General features: G+C 44.0%; 19 protein-coding genes, 1 tRNA gene and 1 pseudogene. 4 read left to right on the plus strand and 17 right to left on the minus strand.

All coding sequences use genetic code 11. The features are described 5' to 3' along the window. The first annotated feature begins 20 nt into the window (after positions 1-20). Complete coding sequence (thiT, locus tag ACKPCD_RS11245) at positions 21-596, plus strand: energy-coupled thiamine transporter ThiT (RefSeq protein WP_321303242.1); 576 nt, start codon at positions 21-23, stop codon at positions 594-596. A 189-nt stretch (positions 597-785) separates the two neighbouring features. On the opposite strand, the gene ACKPCD_RS11250 is transcribed toward thiT, so the two are convergent. Both ACKPCD_RS11250 and ACKPCD_RS11255 read right to left on the minus strand, forming a co-directional pair. Next, positions 786-1,136, minus strand: a complete 351-nt coding sequence (locus ACKPCD_RS11250) for a hypothetical protein (RefSeq protein WP_321433238.1) — start codon at positions 1,134-1,136, stop codon at positions 786-788. 66 nt (positions 1,137-1,202) lie between these two features. Further along, positions 1,203-2,069 carry a YitT family protein gene (locus ACKPCD_RS11255; protein WP_321433239.1) on the minus strand — a complete coding sequence of 289 codons (867 nt, stop codon included), beginning with the start codon at positions 2,067-2,069 and terminating at the stop codon, positions 1,203-1,205. A 432-nt stretch (positions 2,070-2,501) separates the two neighbouring features. On the opposite strand from ACKPCD_RS11255, the gene ACKPCD_RS11260 reads away from it, so the two are divergent. Next, positions 2,502-3,125 (plus strand): Ltp family lipoprotein, encoded by a 624-nt coding sequence (locus tag ACKPCD_RS11260; protein WP_321433240.1) that lies wholly within the window; start codon positions 2,502-2,504, stop codon positions 3,123-3,125. A gap of 101 nt (positions 3,126-3,226) precedes the next feature. Here ACKPCD_RS11260 and ACKPCD_RS11265 read toward each other — a convergent pair. Further along, positions 3,227-3,310: transfer RNA gene (locus ACKPCD_RS11265), tRNA-Leu, on the minus strand. A 187-nt stretch (positions 3,311-3,497) separates the two neighbouring features. On the opposite strand from ACKPCD_RS11265, the pseudogene ACKPCD_RS11270 reads away from it, so the two are divergent. Continuing rightward, a pseudogene (locus ACKPCD_RS11270) lies at positions 3,498-3,921 on the plus strand (PH domain-containing protein). A gap of 376 nt (positions 3,922-4,297) precedes the next feature. Here the strand turns inward: ACKPCD_RS11270 and ACKPCD_RS11275 are convergent. The 11 genes from ACKPCD_RS11275 to ACKPCD_RS11325 form a co-directional block, all read right to left on the minus strand. Continuing rightward, positions 4,298-5,200, minus strand: a complete 903-nt coding sequence (locus ACKPCD_RS11275) for a pilus assembly protein TadG-related protein (RefSeq protein ID WP_321433241.1) — start codon at positions 5,198-5,200, stop codon at positions 4,298-4,300. Between the two features lie 59 nt (positions 5,201-5,259). Next, the gene (locus tag ACKPCD_RS11280) at positions 5,260-5,610 is read right to left on the minus strand and encodes a DUF192 domain-containing protein (RefSeq protein ID WP_321433242.1); all 351 of its coding nucleotides are present in this window, start codon (positions 5,608-5,610) and stop codon (positions 5,260-5,262) included. A 1-nt stretch (position 5,611) separates the two neighbouring features. After that, the gene (locus tag ACKPCD_RS11285) at positions 5,612-8,113 is read right to left on the minus strand and encodes a VWA domain-containing protein (protein WP_321433243.1); all 2,502 of its coding nucleotides are present in this window, start codon (positions 8,111-8,113) and stop codon (positions 5,612-5,614) included. A 25-nt stretch (positions 8,114-8,138) separates the two neighbouring features. Then, on the minus strand, positions 8,139-9,056 hold the full coding sequence (locus ACKPCD_RS11290) for a type II secretion system F family protein (protein WP_321433244.1): 918 nt from the start codon (positions 9,054-9,056) through the stop codon (positions 8,139-8,141). A gap of 13 nt (positions 9,057-9,069) precedes the next feature. Then, positions 9,070-10,032 (minus strand): type II secretion system F family protein, encoded by a 963-nt coding sequence (locus ACKPCD_RS11295; protein WP_321433245.1) that lies wholly within the window; start codon positions 10,030-10,032, stop codon positions 9,070-9,072. Between the two features lies 1 nt (position 10,033). Continuing rightward, complete coding sequence (locus tag ACKPCD_RS11300; RefSeq protein ID WP_321433246.1) at positions 10,034-11,431, minus strand: TadA family conjugal transfer-associated ATPase; 1,398 nt, start codon at positions 11,429-11,431, stop codon at positions 10,034-10,036. A 38-nt stretch (positions 11,432-11,469) separates the two neighbouring features. Beyond that, positions 11,470-12,645 carry a CpaE/TadZ family protein gene (locus tag ACKPCD_RS11305; RefSeq protein ID WP_321433247.1) on the minus strand — a complete coding sequence of 392 codons (1,176 nt, stop codon included), beginning with the start codon at positions 12,643-12,645 and terminating at the stop codon, positions 11,470-11,472. 26 nt (positions 12,646-12,671) lie between these two features. Beyond that, positions 12,672-13,337, minus strand: a complete 666-nt coding sequence (gene cpaB, locus ACKPCD_RS11310; RefSeq protein ID WP_321433248.1) for a Flp pilus assembly protein CpaB — start codon at positions 13,335-13,337, stop codon at positions 12,672-12,674. A 71-nt stretch (positions 13,338-13,408) separates the two neighbouring features. Next, complete coding sequence (locus tag ACKPCD_RS11315) at positions 13,409-13,801, minus strand: TadE family protein (RefSeq protein ID WP_321433249.1); 393 nt, start codon at positions 13,799-13,801, stop codon at positions 13,409-13,411. A 19-nt stretch (positions 13,802-13,820) separates the two neighbouring features. Then, positions 13,821-14,393, minus strand: coding sequence for an A24 family peptidase (locus ACKPCD_RS11320; RefSeq protein ID WP_321433250.1), 573 nt, complete (start codon positions 14,391-14,393; stop codon positions 13,821-13,823). 123 nt (positions 14,394-14,516) lie between these two features. Next, a complete protein-coding gene (locus ACKPCD_RS11325) occupies positions 14,517-14,687 on the minus strand; it encodes a hypothetical protein (protein WP_321433251.1) in 171 nt (56 codons plus the stop codon). 697 nt (positions 14,688-15,384) lie between these two features. Between ACKPCD_RS11325 and ACKPCD_RS11330 the strand changes: the two genes are divergently transcribed. Beyond that, positions 15,385-15,954: a TetR/AcrR family transcriptional regulator gene (locus tag ACKPCD_RS11330; protein WP_321433252.1), complete on the plus strand. Its 570-nt coding sequence runs from the start codon at positions 15,385-15,387 to the stop codon at positions 15,952-15,954. Between the two features lie 96 nt (positions 15,955-16,050). Here ACKPCD_RS11330 and ACKPCD_RS11335 read toward each other — a convergent pair whose 3' ends face one another. From ACKPCD_RS11335 to ACKPCD_RS11345, 3 genes are read right to left on the minus strand one after another with little or no spacing between them, the layout of a single operon-like run. Beyond that, positions 16,051-16,506 carry a SprT family protein gene (locus ACKPCD_RS11335; RefSeq protein WP_321433253.1) on the minus strand — a complete coding sequence of 152 codons (456 nt, stop codon included), beginning with the start codon at positions 16,504-16,506 and terminating at the stop codon, positions 16,051-16,053. Between the two features lie 14 nt (positions 16,507-16,520). Continuing rightward, a complete protein-coding gene (locus ACKPCD_RS11340; protein ID WP_321433254.1) occupies positions 16,521-18,704 on the minus strand; it encodes a Tex family protein in 2,184 nt (727 codons plus the stop codon). A gap of 52 nt (positions 18,705-18,756) precedes the next feature. After that, positions 18,757-19,464 carry a metallophosphoesterase family protein gene (locus tag ACKPCD_RS11345; protein WP_321433255.1) on the minus strand — a complete coding sequence of 236 codons (708 nt, stop codon included), beginning with the start codon at positions 19,462-19,464 and terminating at the stop codon, positions 18,757-18,759. Positions 19,465-19,591 lie beyond the last annotated feature (127 nt).

Consider the following 19,591-nt stretch of genomic DNA (forward strand, 5'->3'; position numbering starts at 1 on the left):
AAAAAGGAGGAGTTTTTTTTATGTCAAAAAATCTGAACATCTGGATCGAAGGAACCATCATTGCTGCTTTAGCAACCGTTTTATCCCTGATCCCTTTCAATATCGGCCCAAGTTTTTCCGTCACGGTGGGAGCACCGGTCATGCTGCTTTACTGCCTGCGCCGCGGTTTGGTCCCCGGTTTCTTCGCCAGTTTCCTGTGGGGCGTGCTGCACATCCTGATCGGGACTGCCTATATCCTGACCCCGCTGCAAGGATTCATCGAGTACTTCATCGCCTTTGGTTTCACCGGCTTGGCGGGTCTTTTCACGCCGAAAGTGCAACAGGCGATTGCGGATCAAAATAAAAAAATGCTTTTGTGGAATGTCTTTATAGGTACCGTAGTCGGGACTATCGGCCGCTACTTCTGGCACACGATTGCCGGCTACTACTTCTGGGGATCCTACGCCCCTGAAGGCTGGAGCGCATGGCTCTACTCCATCACGCTGAATGGCGCCAGCGCTTTGGCGACCGGAGCGTTCACGATCATGGTGCTGGCTGTCATCGCCAAGACGAACCCACAATTGTACGTTCCGAAAAAAGCCGTCCGCGGATACTGATTTCGTGCCGGAACAACCGTTGTTCATGAGCTATATCGGCTGTTTGCGTCTGCGTTCGGCTGGAACAGCCGACACTTCGCGGTTCTCTCGGTTGTTTGCATCTGCGTCCGGCCGGAACAGCCGACACTTCGCGGTTCTCTCGGTTGTTTGCTTCCGCGTTCGTCTGGAACAACCGACACTCCGCGGATCTCACGGCTGTTTGCATCCGCGTTCGTCCGGAACGACCGACACTTCGCGGTTCTCTCGGTTGTTTGCTTCCGCGTTCGGCTGGAACAGCCGACACTTCGCGGAGAGCTCGGTTGTTTGCGTCCGCATCCGGCCGGAACAGCCGACGCTTCGTGGATCTCTCGGCTGTTTGCGTCTACGTTCGGCTGGAACAGCCGACACTTCGCGGATCTCTCGGTTGTTTACGTCGGTGTTCAGACAGATCAGCCAACACTTCGTGGATCTCTCGGTTGTTTGCGTATGAACGCAAAGAGAACAGCCGACAATCCATGACTTGATCGCCCAATTTGGACCGGTTACCCGGTCATGAAACATCCACTTTTAATTACAGAAAAACTGAGGCGTGATCCGAATCTCGGATCACGCCTCAGTTTTTTGATTCTATTCGACTAATCCGGACTGTCGCTCCAACGTGAAGCCCTTCCCTGCGACCTCATGGACCTGTCCGATGATCACGAAAGCAAATGGATCGATATCGTTGACCAAGGCATTGATGGCGGACAGTTTACGCTGCTCGATGACGCAAAGCACCGCTTGCTGCTGCGCCCCCTCAAAAGCCGTTTCGATGTTCACCAGCGTCAGACCCACATCCTGCACATACAGCAACGCCTCTTTGATTTCCTCAAATTTTTTAGAAATGATGAAAAGCTGCATCTTGTTTGTTCCGGTGACCATGACTTTGTTGATGACGATGGACGTCAGGAACACCATGATGAGCCCGTAAAGGATCTGTTCCATGCTGGAAAAGAACGCCTGGACCAGTAGGAAAATAACGTCGAATGTATACATTCCCGCTGCAACCGGTATGCGGAAATGCTTGTTCAAAAGCAACGGCGGAATGTCCATTCCCCCCGTGGAAGCACCGACCTTGAACACCAGTCCCACACCCAATCCGCAGAGGATCCCAGCATAAATGGCCGATAGCAGAATGTCATCCGTCATATCCTGCAAAGCGGGTATTGTTCGGAAAAAAGTCAAAAAAGTAGGAAATATAATCGTGCTCAGAATCGTCGTCAAGGCGAACTTCCTTCCCAACAACGCGGCTCCGATGAAAAACATGAGACCATTGAAAATCAGCACGACCAAAGAAATGTTCAACCCGAAGAAATGATTCAAAATGATGGCAAGCCCCGTCGATCCACCGGCAATCAGATTTTTCGGCAAAATAAACGCCGCTATCGCAAATGCGACAATAATATTCCCGGCAATGACTGCAACTATCGGTTTTAATGTATGTAAAAGTTTCAAATAAGCCCCTCCTTTATTTAGGATAACCTACAGCAAAAAAGATATCCACGCCATTATAACAGATAAATAAAGGATAGAAAGAGTAGCATCAAACTTTTTGAATCAAAAACGGACTGACAGCTATACAACACAAGAATGTCAAATATCAAACAGGTTATTTCTATCCTCGTACAAATAAAATATTTTATTTTGTGTGCAATATTTGTCGATTTATGAAGTATAATTATATTAACGTGAGCAGATGATACTGATGGAATTGAAGAAGTTATTTAATATCCAAATTACAGACCACAATCTCCTGATCGATACTCTTAAAAAACAAAAACAGACCGCCCTGATTATAGGTGGTTCGTAAAACCGCGTTATTTTTCTTGGTTTGTGATATTCACCGCATCTGCGGTTGATATAAAAAAACTAATTGGAGGAATCATCATGAAAAATTACTTATTATTGTTTGGTAGTGCATTAATTTTGGCTGCCTGCGGAACGAACAGTGATGTTGAAGTTTCAGAAGAAGCATCATCAGCTGCAATGGCCGCCTCAGAATCAGTGCCAGAATCAATTCCAACAGTCAGCGAAGAAATAGTAATTGCTCCTGTCGAAGAGTCCGCTCCACAGCCGGATGTTTCAAGGGAGTTCAGAAATGCACTCGGCAGCGCAGAGGATTACCTCAATTATTCAAGTTTTTCTAAGCAAGGATTATACGATCAACTCTTATACGAAGGGTTCCCCGAAGATGCAGCACAATACGCGATTGATAGTGTCTCAACCGATTGGAATCAGAACGCGCTCCAAACAGCCATCGACTATTTGGATTATTCTTCTTTCTCTTATCCAGGCTTATATGATCAATTGGTTTACGAGGGTTACACTGCTGAACAAGCACAGTATGCACTTGATAATGTGTCAACGGATTGGAATCAGAATGCGCTTCAAACAGCCATTGATTATTTAGAATACTCCTCTTTTTCCGATCAGGGTTTATATGACCAATTGATTTACGAAGGGTACACTGCTGAACAAGCACAATATGCAATGAATAACTTACCCCAGTAATATATGATCAGCAGTGCCATTTGGACTGTTCATGTTTATCATTTAGGCAAAAAAATAGGGTTCCGACATCAGTAAGATGCCAGGAACCCTATTTTTTATTATGCGGCCAAGAAGACTCGAACTTCCACGGGAGTAACTCCCACCAGCCCCTCAAGCTGGCGCGTCTGCCATTCCGCCATGACCGCAAAACTAACTATTTCATTATACTTTTGAAGTGCATTTCTGTCAATGTCTGCTTACTAATTTTCTTTATATTAATAAGGCCTTGATTATTTAATAATATACGCAAATATGAAACATTACAGTATACTAACACTATAAACATTTATTTGGAAGGACAAGCAATTGGCAAAATTTGGATTTGGAAATATCATGCAAGGTATTTTAGACAATATGACCACGCAAAACAAAGGTAGACTTAGAGCAAGAATATGGAAAATATCTTTTTGAGGGTGAATCTATCGAAACAGGCTATTAATTGATTCGAGACGCTATTGTATTCACCAATGAACGTATATTGTTTGTGGATAACCAAGGTACGACATGCAAAAAGACATCCTTCAAATCAATTTATCTTATGAATATCGTTGATGTAGAAATGGAAACTGCCGGCTTTGGATTTGATGATAGCGAGATCACAATCACCTACCTGATGAATATCACAAGAAAGGCACATGCATAAAGTCTTGAAATGCGGAAATTTGAATTTCCAAAAACAATTGATATCCTCCCCCTTTATAAATACTTGGGAACGTTGGCTTTGAATAACCGCAAAGAGATTAATGTTGAGGAATGATTCTTAATTGAAGCATACATACTTAAATCTTATGTCTTGCCAGCTGCTCAAAAAGCGTCGACTGTCCCATGAAAAGGGTAACTTGATGCTTTTTTCATACCCATTCAACTTTTGCACTCAGAAATTTAAGATGGCTCATTGCTTCATCTAGCTCATCAAGCTTTTTCCAGAATTGATGGATGCGATTGTGGCATGGGGGTTAGCTATGAAATTTCAATAAAATCATAAGATGAGTAGTAAAATTCCACTATAGTGGTCTTACACTACTCATCTTAGTGTGTTTTAAAAAAATTTGTCTTTTTCACATTCAGTTCTAAATATTCCAATTTAGCACCTACCTAATGGCCCGCATACAAAATTTATCTCGAGATGCACGCTATTCAGTAAGCCTCACGTTACGTAAGCCAGAATCAGTATATGTACCAGCAACACTACTCGCAGCAACATCATATTCAAACGTGCCCACAATTACGCCTTTTTTGACTGTTTTGCCATCAATTTCTGTTGTTTCTTCGGAATAATTCTTAACTTTAAATGCAGCAAACCCAACAATCGTAACCTCTTTTTTCCCTTTGACATCCATACTATCAACTATCGGTATGAAAGCTATTTTGTCTTTTGTAAAACTTTTGCCAGTCATAGCCCCAGTTTCAGTTTTTACCTTCTCGTTTACATAAATGGGTTGATCATACCCTTTTGTAATCAGGTTCTGGAATAAGCTAGCTCCTCCCCCTTTAAAAGCACTGTTTTTAAAACTTGTTAACGTCCCAAAATCCAATCCCCCAAAATTTCCGTTTGCCCCGTCTCCTCCACCTTCTTTTAAAGTATATTCCTGTCCAATGTTGAATTTTTGTTGCACTACACCTACGGGTATTACACCAGTGACACCATCTGCTGGAGTAATAGTTGCGGTGGCACTGGCAGTAACATTTGCGTAATTCAACCCAATGATTTGTGCAAATACATAATCCACCTGCTTTGTTGCAGTTACGCTTACACTATCAGCATCAGGAGCAATTATGGGAACAACATCTGCATACCCATTTGAATCAAAATATACGTCTGCATTGCCAGTAGCATTAGTTTCATTGGGTAAATCATACGCACCAGCTAAAGCCGCAGCATCAACCGCGTTTTGCAATTTCGCTTTCTCTACATATACGTTGCCTACGTCCACAACAAAAGCCATAACAGCCAGCAGTATCGCAAATATTCCGACAAAAAAAACTAGAGCCTGGCCGTGTTCTTCTTTCTTCAGTCTTTTTAATTTCTTCAGCATTGCCACCCCTCCTTTTTAAAAGGATTCTCTCTATAAGCTGTTTCCCTTCCATTAATAACTCAGATGGATTCGCTAACAGAAATCTCGTCACCAATCCTTAATTTTTCGCTCAATGTGTGCGCATTACTCTCAATCACATATGTCGCTTTCCTAACAATCGGAGAAATTCTTCCTGGTTTCATCGCGGGCATAATATGGACGACCCTATCATCGGAATCCACAAAGATGACATCTATAGGGAATCTCATGAAAAAACAATGCACACTACTGCATGGTTTTATGATCAGACCTGCCTCTTCTGGCAAATCCTTTTTCCCCATCAAGCCCAAGAATCGGCTGATGAAGTTATCTGCGACCTTGGCATTCTCTAAAATGACCTCATTCGTCTCTCTCCTCACTAGTTTGCCCATATCACATCTTACCTTCCAGCACATTTTTTGCTTTTTCTTGTTGCTTGAGACTTTTTACTTCCGTTCTGTACACAAATGTATATCCCCCAGTTTCAAACGTATCCTGATCAAATATTTCCCTATGTGTCAGAACTTCCCCATCAATCATGAATATACCTGGAGCTTCCGCATTCAACAGTAGGTGAAATGGTTTGTAGCCTTTTGATAACGATTTATATCCTTCAACCCATTTCATCCCCTTGTTATTTTTCACCACGGCAAGGTTCAGGTCATATTTGTATCGGGTTTCCACGATGCTTACATCAGCATTTTTATTATGTCCCCCAAAAGAAATAGATATTTTTGAGACATTCTTCGGCAACTGGAATTTCATCACAGAATCGGTGGAGCCTTTTTTGTTGTACTCCAAATATCCCAAGTTGCTCAGTTTCTTCTTGACTAAGACGAAATACAACAATCGGCCAATCGTAACAAATGTAATCATAAGCGCAGCAATCAGAATTATGATTCCCTGATTATTTTGGAGTGTGTCTTTTAAGTTTATCAGCAATAGGTCTGTTCCGGACACTACAGAAACGGCGGCCCACAGATCCGTCGTCACCACTGTCAAAGGATCCAAAGCTGTTAAACTTAACTGAACGTTATGATCATCCAAATTGATGCCATCGGACAGTTTCACCGCAACAACACCGTCCAGTATTTCACCTGATTCCAACAAAATTGGGGTTGATTGGACAGTACCGATTGCAGGGTCGACTTCGACTGTTATCGTTTCATTCCTACCGGAATAATTTTCCAAATGAATTGGGACGCTGATCTCTCCCCCGGCTTTTCCGGTCAAATCAGCCTTCGGAATCGCACCCACGACCTCTCCCGAAGAGACGACCTTGTAATCTCCCAAATCCTCTTCCAACTGGAACATGTCGCCTTGATAAACTCCTTGAACAACCAAATACGCGGAAAATTCACCTTCTTGGTCAAATGGCATAATCGCTGAATAGATTCCATCTCCACCAACTAAGTCCCCGTTGAATTCATCCGGGTTGTCCGTTAACGCCTGAATTTCTTGTCTGCCATCAGCATAGTTCTTCACCAAGTTAAAGCTGGTGATTTCTATACCCTGTTGACTATTGACCTCATTATCACGCATCTCGAGGTATCCGGTAATTGTTTTGTTTTCTGATACCTTATAGGTATTGTTGCCTTTTTCGTATCCATCCGTTTTCAGAGTAGGTAATTCCTGCACTTTTATCGTGGTCAGGCTATTCGTCACCAAAACATCACCATCTTTTACATGTGTCTCTAAGGAATAGTCCCCTTGTTGGTCCACCTCATTGTAAGTGCCCACATAATAGCCGTCTTTTAAGGCTAACTGAACACTGCTCGTTTCGGGTATGCCGTTCTTTGAAACCAGGACGTCAACCGTCATCTGCGGGGATAGTTCCCCAAGCACAGCAACGGAGATATTCAGTGTTTCGTTTATTGGATGTTGCATATTTGCTTGCGGTTCCACCATCCAAGATTTGAAGAACATGTCCTTATCGCCGAACAGTTGTACGTTTCCAGTACCATTCAAAACTAATTGCCATTCGCCGGTCAATTCCTTTTCTTTCTGATTCAATGTGATGATGGAATAATTGTCGTTCTTTTGTACCCCTAAATTTTGGGGTACCGTTTGTCCATCTGACGACACGACAGACACATCCACCCCAACATTTTCATTTGCCAATACCATCGTCACTTGGGAAGTATAGGGATCAACGGAAAAGGGAATGGCGTGCTCTCCCTGGATGTACAAGCTTTCGTTGAAGACGGTCTGACGATTCTTCAGCATCCGAAGAACCTCAAAAAAATTGGTTGCAATTGCACCGGGACTTTCAATGAATTTCGCTTCACCACGGGTATCAGATGCAATCCGTTGCAGAATGCTTTGATCGGAATTCCCGAAACCTAAGGTATATATCGGATAATCCTTCAATCCGATATTTGCCGTCGTTGCCCAAATACTGTCCATATATCCTGACATAAAATCCGGATTATCTCCTTGAGCTGGATTTGGATCAGGAACCCCATCTGTCAGGAAAATGATTACCTTTCGGACATCTTGTTCAGCAAAACTATCAAGTTGATACTCTGCGGCTTGTAAAGCTTTTAAATAATCTGTATCTCCCAACGTCGTTATGGCAGGGGCAAGTGTAGCTTTCAAATTTTCTTTGTTTTCCATGCTTGCTACCTGTTGCATGGGGATTGCTTCCACAGCATCAGTAGAAAACATGACGACACCGAGATAGTCATCAGGGCTCAGCAGATCAATAAAGATTTCCGACGCTGTCTTTCTCAAGTTATTCGGGTCCGTTTCGGCCATACTCCCAGAGGTGTCAATCACCAGGGAAACAGCAATTTTTTCCGAAGTAGTTGTTTCTTCCGCACATACAGAGGATACATTTTTCAAAAATAACAGGACGAAGAGCAAACAGAATACGAATGTTTTCTTAATAAACATGCTGAGCGTCTCCTTTCTGCTAGTGTTATTTCAGAAAATTGTTCATGATACTTATAATGGAAGGACCGACAGCCACTATCAACATTGCAGGCAATAGACATAGTGTCATGGGAAGCGTCATTTTCACTGGAATTTTTGCAGCTTGAGTTTCTAATCGCTGGCGCTTTGCGGTCCGGATTGTTTCCGCCTGAATCCGAAGGACGTTCCCAATGTTTGAACCAAGTTCCTCAGCCTGAATGATTGAAGTGACGAATGTAGCCAGATCTTCAACCTGTGTGCGTTTCACCAAATCACGAAACGCCTCAGATCGGTCTCGGCCTTTATTCATTTCATTCATAGTGAATAATAATTCATCACTCAACGGTCCTTTCAGTTTGCTGATTGTGCGATAAATAGACATATCAAAAGATAATCCTGCTTCTACGGTGACATGCAACAAGTCCAGAAAATTCGGTAAAGCATGCTGAATTCTTTGTCTGCGCTCCTCTGATTTGGATTTTAAGACCGAGTACGGAAACAAAAATCCTATTAGCACAGCCAAAAACATAAAAGTGGCATTAATTGGATTACCCAATCTTCTGGATATCACGAAATTCAACAAAACCAACAAACTTGCCAGAAGGAGTTGAATCGCTAGGATATTGTAGTACTTCATTTTTCCCAATAATCCGGCACTGGCGAGCAAGGCATTGTACTTATCGCGAATCGAAGAAGGGGCAACTTTCCCCAAATTTGTTACTATTTTTTCATATGCTGGATTGATGACCCGTTGCGTGAAAGGCTCATGCATCTCATCAGATAGAGCCTCCCGCGTATCGATAATGACCTTCACATTATCCAAACGTTCTTTTACTAACGCTTTCGGCTCGAGAAATTGTTCGTAGATTAAGTAGAGAACTCCCATACTGGTGAGAAAAACAGAACCATAAACCAGAATTTCCATTTTTATCTCCCCTTTATACTTTTATGTTTACGATTCTGATCAACGCGACAACGCCGATGACCATCAATACTGCTGCTGCAATGGCCATTATCATTCCAATTGGATTGTTGATGAAAGCGAACGCTTGATCTGGACTCGCTTTATACGTCAGTAATGCTAAAGCGAATGGCATGATGCCGACTACCCAAGCTGACATGCGGTTCTGCGCAGTAAGCGTTCTGATTTCCCCTCTTAATTTGACGCGCTCACGGATTGTTGATGAAATTGTATCCAAAATTTCTGCTAAATCGCCTCCGACATTCATTTGAATCAAGAGGGTGGTAATGAACATGTCCAAATCTTCGTCATCTGTCCGCTTAGAAAAGTCCACCAAAGCAGCTTCCATCGGCTTCCCGTAAGCGTTCTCGCGCAAGACTTTTCCGAACTCGTCAGCGATAGGAGCTTCCATTTCTTTCATGATGACCGCCATCGCCTGCGGAAAACTGTAACCTGCCCGTAAACCATTAGCAAGCAGTCCTAAGGCTTGCGGCAGCTGCGAGTTCAACTTGCGTACTCTCTTTTTCCTGACTATTTCCAAAATGACTTCCGGAACTTTATATCCCACAAAAAATCCGATGGAGAAAAATAACAGGCTGCCAGAAATAAAATAGAGCGATAAACTTGTCGTCAAGCCCACTGCAAGGGAAATTTCGAAAAATTCAAGCGGTTTCATTTTGATGTAGGCTTGAAGTAATTTTGACTGTACATTCAAATAGTATTTCGATGTTTCCAAATCTTTATTGAATTTTTTTAACCATAAAGAAAGCTTGTTCCCTTTTTCAGCCTCGACTTCCTCATTCGAAGCTACCACACCGGATTGCCTAGTTTGTATCAGTCTTTCCTTCACGGAATGTCTGCGTTCAAAGAAAACCAAGTAAAAGCCATACAATCCAGACAGGACGGTAATAAAAATGGAAATCAACATAATCGGCAGCATATCAATTCCCCTTTCTGTACATGTCCGAGCGGAAATTTGATGGTTTGAAAAGGCTTGCTGATACACTTTCGCCATGAGCTTTCAATTTCGGCAGGAAACTTGGTGTTACGCCTGTTGCTTGGTGCCTTCCTCTGACTTTTCCCTTCTCATCAATTCCTTCTTGATTGAAAATGAAGATGTCCTGTAAGGTAACGGTTTCTCCCTCCATACCAACAATCTCACTAACTTTCGAGATTTTACGGGTCCCATCCAACATTCTTTCGATTTGGACAACCAAATTTATGGCTGAAGATACTTGTTCTCGAATCGCGCGGGACGGCAATTCGATTCCAGACATCATGACCATTGTCTCCAACCGTGACAAGCTATCACGAGGTGTGTTGGCATGCACGGTCGTTAACGACCCATCGTGCCCTGTATTCATCGCCTGCAGCATATCCAAAGCCTCTCCGCCACGAACTTCACCAACAATAATGCGGTCTGGGCGCATACGCAAAGAGTTGACTACTAGATCCCTGATAGTTATTTTCCCTTTCCCTTCAATATTGGCCGGCCTTGATTCCAAAGTCACTACGTGCGGTTGCTGTAACTGTACTTCCGCAGCATCTTCAATAGTGATGATCCGTTCATCATCCGGGATGTAGCCTGATAGGATGTTCAATAAGGTGGTTTTACCGCTTCCGGTCCCTCCAGAAACCAATACATTTGTACGACCTCTAACACAGTGCCGTAAGAATTGGGCAATATCAGCACTTAGTGTTCCGAAAGAAATCAAATCATCAGCGGTGAAAGGATCTTTCGCAAATTTTCTGATTGTTATGGAAGGCCCTTTAACAGCCAACGGGGGAATAATGACATTGACACGAGATCCGTCAGGCAAGCGTGCATCGACTAACGGAGAACTCTCATCAACACGTCTACCCAACGGCGAAATGATCCTATCAATAATATGCATGACATGCTTGTCGTCACGAAATTCATTATCCGTCTGCTGTATTTTCCCTTCTCGCTCTACGAATATTTTTTTAGGACCATTTACCATTACTTCCGAAACCGTAGTGTCATTCAGTAAATCCGTAATCGGGCCATAATGATACACTTCATTCATTACGGTCATATTCACACGCTTTTTGTCCGCGAAGGAAAGATGACGTTTTTGTTCAAAAATGATGCTATTGATCACATCATTTATCTTCTCTTGCGTTCTCTTGTGATGTGCAGAGAGATCGTCCCCTGCTTTTGATTCGGGAATTTGATCAATGACGATCTGCAAAACCTCATAGGACAATTCATCCAAATCACTGCGTCTTTTAGCAATAATATTCTGCCCTTCACGATTTTCACCCAGTTCTTTGCTTTCAGAGGAACCGAAATTACCATATGCCTCGATATTCATCATTTTCTCACCCTCTTTTGATAGATTGCTTTAATTAATCTTTAGGCTTTTAATGGTTCATCTTGTACAATCCTAAGACAAAGTTTTTCAATGTTCTTTGAAACGACATTTTTTGGATACTCCGATACCAAGGGAATTCCTCTATTTAAAGAAGACAGAACCTTTTGATAATCAAATCCGATTGCAGCGTCCACTTTTTTGTTCAGTGTGAGTTCGATGTCTTTCTGCTTGATGTCTCCTCGGATCTGCTCTTTGTTCAAAATGATCTTTACTTTTGATTGCGGGAAATTCAAATCCATCAACGTAGCCAACAATGCCTTCACGTTCCGCACAGAAGAAATTTCCGGTGTCGTGACAACCAAAAGAGTATCTGCCAAAGCCAATGCAGGCATCACCTTGTCCACGAAACGGGCAGGCATATCAACGACGATGTAATCGAATGATTCCCGCAATGATTCCAAAATGATGCGGATATGTTCTGCATTCATGTAATCGTTCATTTGTTGCTGCAGATTTGCCGGCAATACTTTAATTCCGGATTCATGTGGCATTAGATAGCTTTCAATCAGATCACTGTCAATATTGCGGATATCATCAACTACGTCAGAAATGGTGAATTTTGGAAAAAGATTCAAGGCTAATGCGGCATTGCCAAAATCGAGATCCAAATCGAGCAACACCACCCGAGCATCTTGTTTCTTCGCCAGAGAAGCTGCCAAGTTTATGGAAACAAAAGTCTTACCTACGCCGCCTTTGGTACTGAATACGGTATACACTTGACCCAAATCTCTTTTCCGGACTTTCTTATTTACAGCGTTATTTTGCAGAGCCGCTTTCCTTTCACTCAGTTGATGGATACGGTAGATAGCACTTGCCACTTTTTCTGGTTCCAGTGGTTTCACGAGCACATCCTTTGCCCCTGAAAAAAGGGCATTATGCATGGTCTCTTCAAGTAATTCACTTTCCAGCATAATAATGCCGAGTTCAGGATGAATGGCAGAAATTCTTTCTGCAAAAGCATAACCTTCTCCGTTCACTCCGGCACCGAGTAACATAATTTCAGCTGAAGACCTTTCCAGACTATCCCATGCCGCGTCTTCATCAGTGTAATCTCCAATCACATTCACGTAATCGATATTTTTCAATATTCCCATGATGTTCTGGCGATCGGACTCTGTATCAGCCAACAGCATTAGTTTCATTTTGTTCATTTTCATTCACCGCGCTTTCCCTGAATTCATGTTTATTCCAGTATATTCGCGTCCACTGGATTTCGTAATGTAAAGTAAAGATTACCATTAAGCGATGCATTGGCAATGACGTCTGCTTGTCCGGGCGAAACTAGAATGGTTATTGATGTAGGTACCCCTGTCTGCTCTCCTTCTGTATCCACTGCATAGGGACCTTTTTCCAAAACTTCTATATTCTGGATTTTTTCAACTACTGGCACATCCTCAGCAGAAGGGTAACGAGCCAAAATATCAATTTTGTCTCCTGGCATGATATAGCCTCCGATACTGTCCACCTCTGTGGTCGGGACGGTGATTGCTCGCATATTTTCCGGCACCCGATAAGCTAAAGGTCCTACTCCGGTATCCAAAACAATACGTTCACTTAATATCTGTTCACCCGCCACTAAATCGGTGGTTGTTATTCCGCCGACAACATCGTCCATTGACTTCAGTGCATCCGGATGAACCGCATCTTCTGCTATTTCTTTTGTTTCCAGCATTTCAGCGGTGACTCTAACATGTCCTGGGATTGTCGTCAACGCTACTACAACCGTTTCTGTTTTTACTTTATTAGCTTCACTCGCTGCTTCCACTTGGTTGAGATAAACATAGACTAATCCTGTTGTGAACAAAGCCAAAAAAGCCGTTATGATCCATACTCTTTTTTTGTTCTTCATTTTCTGTTCACCCCTAACAATTATAATTTGATCTTAAAAAATGATGCGTGTTGTTCTACTTTCTATCCTGATTATTCAATTCTCATGATAACCGTTGACTCCAATTGCAGCGGACTCGGTAATCCAGGGATAAAACTGGGTATATAATTATAAATGACCGTCACCGATAACGAGTCACTCGAAAGTATTGTGGCATCAGTCGAATAGCCGGAAGAATTACCGATATTCGCCATGTATGCTGCGACATTACTTTCTGCCTCACCAACATAATCCGATCCCTTGGGCAGTATCACGCTTGATCTAGCACCTTCCCTTGCAGCTTGTGTAGCTGTTATTTTGGCGTTCAGGATCATTCCGGTTTCAGCCATGCCGAACACTAGCAGCAACAAGAACGGCAACACAAAGATAAATTCCACCATTCCTTGCCCTTTTTCACTCCTTCGCAGTTCCACTATTTTTTTCAAGAACATCACCCTCTTCTTTTTAAAAAAATTGTATGCCTTGGCTATATGCTAGTAAGACCAGCACCGCTCCGCCGGCAATCGCTACTCCGTAAGGAATATATATTTTTTTATACTCCCGACCGTTCCTATAGAAGGTTTGTTCAGCTTTCATAAGCGTCTCACTGTACCCTCTTTTTTGAATAATGCGATTTAAAAGTTGGACAAGAGCCAATAGCAGCCCGCTCAGTATCTCACGCATTTTTCTAGTGTAAATCAAGAATACAAGCACCATCATTCCACCCACCAGCGCAGAATAAATGGCGGTTTCCAATGAAAAGCGCCACCCCATCAGAGCTCCTATGGCACCCATCAATTTCACATCACCAGCGCCCATCCCACCAACAGCAAAAGGAATGAAAAAAATAGCGATTCCTGCCAACAATCCCAAAAAGCTGTTAAGTAGTCCCATCCATCCTCCACCAATTAAATTGAATAACAATCCAACAACAATGCCCATAAAAGTAATTTTGTTGGGTATCCGCCGTTCTTTAGCGTCAAACGCCGCGGATAGCGAGACTAGCATCAAAAGCAGTATATTGCTTGCGGTCGCCATCTTTCTCAACTCCTTTTTTAATTTCGTTTATGATTTTTATCATACGGATATTCAAAATCGGAAATTTTTAGACAAAAAGCCCGCCAAATTTAGCGGGCTTTTTATCTATGGAGATAAGTAAAATTATGGTGTAGTTGCACCATTGATTAAATTCGTTAATCTTGTCTCAATTTTATTTCCCAAGCCAGTACCACTTACTGCCAAAGCGATAGCAACAACAACTGCTACAATCATCACGTACTCAACCAAACCTTGTCCTTCTTCTTCACGAACCAATCTTTTCATGATTTCCATGATAATTTCCTCCTCTTTCTATCCGCTTATTTAATGTTGTTGTTGTTTATGAGGCGACTTCCCGCTTATTGAAATCGCTTCATTTAGCAACAACTCCATTTGTCAATGGGCTGGACTTTCAGGATCCTGTCCACTCAAAAATAGAGTTTCTGCTCGCAGCATCTGTTATTTCGTTGGCAAGAATCAATGTACAAATCATTAAAAAAACATTATAATCTAATCAATACGAATTATTTTTTAAGCATATGTTTGGTTTTTATCCTATAGAAAATAAACTGATAGTTGGTAAGTAGGTATCCTTCACTTACTAAGGTGCACTTATTCTTGGAATTGTGGTGAGATGAATTTTAGGAGTTGTTTACGGATTCGTTGAATTGCATAGAAGATAAACTAATTGATGAAGGTAGAGATGCTTTCAAGATGTTTGGATTAATCTAAAATTTAGGGGTCTGAATTGAGAAATGTATGAAGACCGTTGGTGGTCATTGTTGGATGATAATAAGGATGATGGTTTCAAGCTGATTGAGTTTCCAGCTTGGTTGTGGTGTGTTTTATTTATGTCTTTATTTTAAATCATTTGGCTGGCAAAACAATCCACAATTTCAATAGCTTTGTCCATAAAAACGACACCGCTTACATAATTGTCGGGTTTTTCGACAAAATTGCATAATCTATCGTGTTTAGGAGGTTTTATTCCATGTTAAATGAATCAAACAGCAAGAGTGCCCGCAGAACGAAGCACTTATTCAAGGATGCATTGATGCGGTTGTTGGAAACGGAAAGTTTCGCTTGCATCTCCGTAAAAGACATAGTGGAAACCGCCGATTATAACCGAACGACTTTCTATAATCATTATTATGATAAGTTCGATCTGCTCGATGATATAACCCAAGAACTGTTGGATGGATTCACTGAATCAGTAAGAAACAGTTTCAAAGGCTATCCTCTGACTCAAAGAAAATCAATGAACGCCTCTGATATAACTATTTTCGATTATGTCTATCAAAATCGAAAGGCCATTTCGTTATGCTTGCAAAATGACGTTCAAAAAAGACTCATTCTCAAAATTTTGGATACGATCCATCAGACTCTTTTAGAGACCTGGACTCCAATCGTTCATTTAACAGAGAAACAAATTTCTGCCGATGCGCGGATATTCACTTACACCTTGGCTGGTACGATTCAAGGTTGGATGGAAGAAAAGTTCGTGACTCCTCCAGATGAAGTTAGAGCAGCATTCGTAATCTATCATAATCAAAAATTATGATGCCGCATAAGCCCTTATTCAACCAAATTTATAAATGAATTAGCCCCGGGAATCTCAGAACGCAGATTCCCGGGGCTTTTAGAATGGATGTATTTTTTATTCAATCTTCAATCGCAGTTTTCCCTTGCATTTCCCACAGACATATTTTTTCAGATCAATCCTTCTTTTCCTCGGATACATCTGTCCGCAGGCACTGCAACTGTAAAGCCATTTTGGCGGCGTAACTATTCCAGCCTGGCGCAGGTCCTTTACGAACCGGCTCCCCCCGCTCGCCTTCAGCAAGTTCCGGAAATCAGCATCCCGATGCTGGTAGCCCCGGCCTTCCAGATGCAAGTGGTAATGGCAGAGTTCGTGCTTCACAACTTTTTCCAGTTCTTCTGGTCCGTGCAGTTCCAGCACCAAGGGGTTGAAATCCAAATCGTGGCTTCCCAGGTGGTAGCGTCCGCCTGTCGTCTTGAGGCGGCGGTTAAAACTGGCGCGGTGGCGGAACGGTTTCTGGAAAACGGTAATCGAAATGTGTTCCACCAACCGTTGCAGTTCTTGTTCGTTCATCTATTTGTTCCTCATTATTTTTGCGGCAACATCGTCAGGGCAACGCGGCCTTTGTTCGTGTCGACATGATCGACCCAAACGGTCACGATATCGCCGACCGCGACCACATCGGAAGGGTGCTTGACGAAGCGGTTGCTGAGTTTGGAGATATGGACCATGCCGTCTTGTTTGACGCCGATATCAACGAAAGCGCCGAAGTCAACGACGTTGCGTACGGTCCCTTGCAGTTCCATACCTGGCTTCAAGTCCTCCATTGAGAGCACATCTTGGCGCAGCAATGGTTGGGCGATGTCGTCACGCGGGTCACGGCCCGGTTTCGTTAGACCGGCGATGATATCCTGCAACGTTTCCTTACCGAGTCCGGTCGCTTCGCGCGCTTTGGTGCGATCCAACGCTCCCAGCGCTTCGCGGGCTTGTTCGGTTCCGATGTCCTTCAGGCTAAGCCCAGCCAGTGCCAGCACTTCTTTGGCGGCCGGATAGGATTCGGGATGAATATCGGTGTTGTCAAGGATGTTCTTGCCCCCGGCGATGCGCATGAAGCCGACCGATTGTTCGAAAGCTTTCGGGCCGAGACGCGGCACTTTCTTCAATTGTTGGCGGCTGTCGAAAGCCCCATTCTCTTCGCGGAAAGTGACAATGTTGTTGGCGATGGTTTTGTTCAGACCGGCAACGTGCTGCAGCAATGGCGCACTGGCCGTGTTCAGGTTGACGCCGACTTGGTTCACGGCGGTTTCGACGACGAAGTCCAAGCGTTCGCCCAACTGTTTCTGGGAAACGTCATGCTGATACTGGCCGACACCAACCGATTTCGGATCGATCTTCACCAATTCGGCAAGCGGATCCTGCAGACGGCGCGCGATGCTGACGGCACTGCGTTCTTCGACTTGGAAATCAGGGAATTCCTCACGGGCGATATCGCTGGCGGAATAAACCGAAGCTCCCGCTTCATTGACGATAGCGTAGTAGACCGTATTCAGCACTTGCTTGATCTGCTCGGATACGAATAGCTCGGACTCGCGGCTAGCGGTTCCGTTCCCGATGGCAACCATTTCGACTTTGTAGTCCTGAAGCATTTTGCGGAAAGCCGGACCGGCAGCAGCGCGTTTTTCCTGGTTGGCTGGTTTGTGCGGATAAATAACGCTCTTCGCCAATACTTTACCGGTCGCATCGACGATCGCCAACTTGCAGCCGGTACGGTAAGCCGGATCCAAACCAAGCACCACTTTGCCTTTCAAAGGCGGCTGCAGCAACAGGTTGCGCAGGTTGTCCCCGAATACATCGATCGCTTGCGCATCGGCGGCTTCGGTCAGTTCATTGCGCAGTTCGCGTTCGATCGCCGGTCCAATGAAACGGCGGTAGCTGTCTTCATAGGCGGCCTTCACGTACGGCGCAGCGATACTGTTCGGATTCTTCAGAACTTTCTTCGACAAATACGCGAAGATTTTCTCCTCATCGACCGCGATCGCAACCTTCAGGATGCCGGTTTTTTCGCCGCGGTTCATAGCCAGGATGCGGTGCGGTACGGCCGTGGCCACACCTTGGGAAAAATCGTAGTACATCTCGAAGACGCCCTTTTCGTCGCTCTCGGCATCCTTCACCGTGCTGACGACCTGGCCGTTTTTGCGCGTGAACTCGCGGATATGTTCGCGGTAAGCCGGTTCATCGCTGACGATTTCGGCGATGATTTCATGGGCCCCAGCCAAAACGTCTTCTATAGTAGAAAGTTCCATTTCCTCATTCAGGAATTCCTTGGCCTTCGCCTCTACTGATAAGGATCCGCTCGTCGGTCCGTTCATCAGCCACTCGGCAAACGGAGCCAAGCCTTTTTCGCGGGCGATTGCGGCTTTCGTGCGGCGTTTTTGTTTATAAGGGCGGTATAGGTCTTCAACGCGTTGCATCTTTTCGGCGCGTTCGATATCCGCTTTGAGCTTCGGCGTCAGTTTGCCTTGCTCTTCGATGATGCGGATGACTTCTTCCTTGCGCTTGTGCAGGTTCGTCGCGTATTGGTGGCGCTCTTCTATTTCGCGGATCTCGACCTCATCGAGCGATCCGGTAGCTTCCTTCCGGTAGCGCGCGATGAAAGGGACGGTATTACCCTCTTCCAATAGCTGCAGTACTTTTTCGATTTGTGCGGGTCTGAATTGACTTAGCTCTGCTTTCACCAAGTCCATAACGATTTGTTGAGCTGTTTCTGTCATAGTGTTATTTATTCCTGCCTTTCAAAACAAAAATGCCGTTTCGGCACCTTCATCATTTCTGTATTATATGGTCCGCTTTCAGACCGGTTTTGTCAAATACGACGCCGTGCAGCGATCCGCCGTAGACGGCTCCGCCATCGATACCGATCTTATCGTCCGAGATCCAAAGGTCCGATCGATCGTTGTCGCCGTGGAGATAAAAAGTTGGAGTATGCCCGAACACGATTGTTTTGCCGCTGCGGTTCTTCTTTTTGTGGAACGGTTCGCGGATCCAGAGGAAGTCCTCTTCGGAGCTGTCGTGCCAATCTTTCTTGCCCAAATCTACACCGGCATGGACGAACACGTATTGTTCCCATTCATAGTACAAAGGAAGCTCAGCCAAAAAAGCGAGCAGATCCTTGTAGTAATGTTTCATCATCAGGGCGATTTCAGTAGGCGAATACTCTTCATCGATGCGCTCATGCAGAAAACTTTCCAAGGAACCCAAACCGCCGTTCAGAAAATAATTGCCTGCGTATTCCTCCGGCTTCGCGATGAAATTCAGCAGGATAGCCTCATGGTTGCCCTTCAGATAAATAGCACCGTACTTCTCCACCAGTTCCTTCGCCAGCAGAAAACAGGCTTTCGAATTTTCGCCGCGGTCCCCTAGATCGCCGATAAAAATCAGCTGCTGCTTCTCGCGGTCCCACTTTTCCAATAATTTCTTCAGTAAGGTGATTTCCCCATGGACATCGCCCACCACAAATACTTCTTCTTTCATGCTCTGCACCTTCTTTCGTCCAGACTGCTTCGGTACTTCTCATTTTAGCATATCACCCGCTTTCCTGCTCAGGCATATTTACCGAAAAAGATCCTATTTTCCTGAAATGCTAACGTTAAGAAGTAAT

It is taken from the genome of Trichococcus flocculiformis (genome assembly GCF_963662535.1).
GTDB classification, from domain to species: domain Bacteria; phylum Bacillota; class Bacilli; order Lactobacillales; family Aerococcaceae; genus Trichococcus; species Trichococcus flocculiformis.

Coding starts and splice junctions, on each gene's coding strand:
- thiT (WP_321303242.1), top strand. CDS start 21: ATGTCAAAAAATCTGAACATCTGGATCGAAGGAACCATCATTGCTGCT.
- ACKPCD_RS11250 (WP_321433238.1), bottom strand. CDS start 1,136: ATGTTTCATGACCGGGTAACCGGTCCAAATTGGGCGATCAAGTCATGG.
- ACKPCD_RS11260 (WP_321433240.1), top strand. CDS start 2,502: ATGAAAAATTACTTATTATTGTTTGGTAGTGCATTAATTTTGGCTGCC.
- ACKPCD_RS11275 (WP_321433241.1), bottom strand. CDS start 5,200: ATGCTGAAGAAATTAAAAAGACTGAAGAAAGAAGAACACGGCCAGGCT.
- ACKPCD_RS11280 (WP_321433242.1), bottom strand. CDS start 5,610: ATGGGCAAACTAGTGAGGAGAGAGACGAATGAGGTCATTTTAGAGAAT.
- ACKPCD_RS11285 (WP_321433243.1), bottom strand. CDS start 8,113: ATGTTTATTAAGAAAACATTCGTATTCTGTTTGCTCTTCGTCCTGTTA.
- ACKPCD_RS11290 (WP_321433244.1), bottom strand. CDS start 9,056: ATGGAAATTCTGGTTTATGGTTCTGTTTTTCTCACCAGTATGGGAGTT.
- ACKPCD_RS11295 (WP_321433245.1), bottom strand. CDS start 10,032: ATGCTGCCGATTATGTTGATTTCCATTTTTATTACCGTCCTGTCTGGA.
- ACKPCD_RS11300 (WP_321433246.1), bottom strand. CDS start 11,431: ATGATGAATATCGAGGCATATGGTAATTTCGGTTCCTCTGAAAGCAAA.
- ACKPCD_RS11305 (WP_321433247.1), bottom strand. CDS start 12,645: ATGAAAATGAACAAAATGAAACTAATGCTGTTGGCTGATACAGAGTCC.
- cpaB (WP_321433248.1), bottom strand. CDS start 13,337: ATGAAGAACAAAAAAAGAGTATGGATCATAACGGCTTTTTTGGCTTTG.
- ACKPCD_RS11320 (WP_321433250.1), bottom strand. CDS start 14,393: ATGGCGACCGCAAGCAATATACTGCTTTTGATGCTAGTCTCGCTATCC.
- ACKPCD_RS11325 (WP_321433251.1), bottom strand. CDS start 14,687: ATGGAAATCATGAAAAGATTGGTTCGTGAAGAAGAAGGACAAGGTTTG.
- ACKPCD_RS11330 (WP_321433252.1), top strand. CDS start 15,385: ATGTTAAATGAATCAAACAGCAAGAGTGCCCGCAGAACGAAGCACTTA.
- ACKPCD_RS11335 (WP_321433253.1), bottom strand. CDS start 16,506: ATGAACGAACAAGAACTGCAACGGTTGGTGGAACACATTTCGATTACC.
- ACKPCD_RS11340 (WP_321433254.1), bottom strand. CDS start 18,704: ATGACAGAAACAGCTCAACAAATCGTTATGGACTTGGTGAAAGCAGAG.
- ACKPCD_RS11345 (WP_321433255.1), bottom strand. CDS start 19,464: ATGAAAGAAGAAGTATTTGTGGTGGGCGATGTCCATGGGGAAATCACC.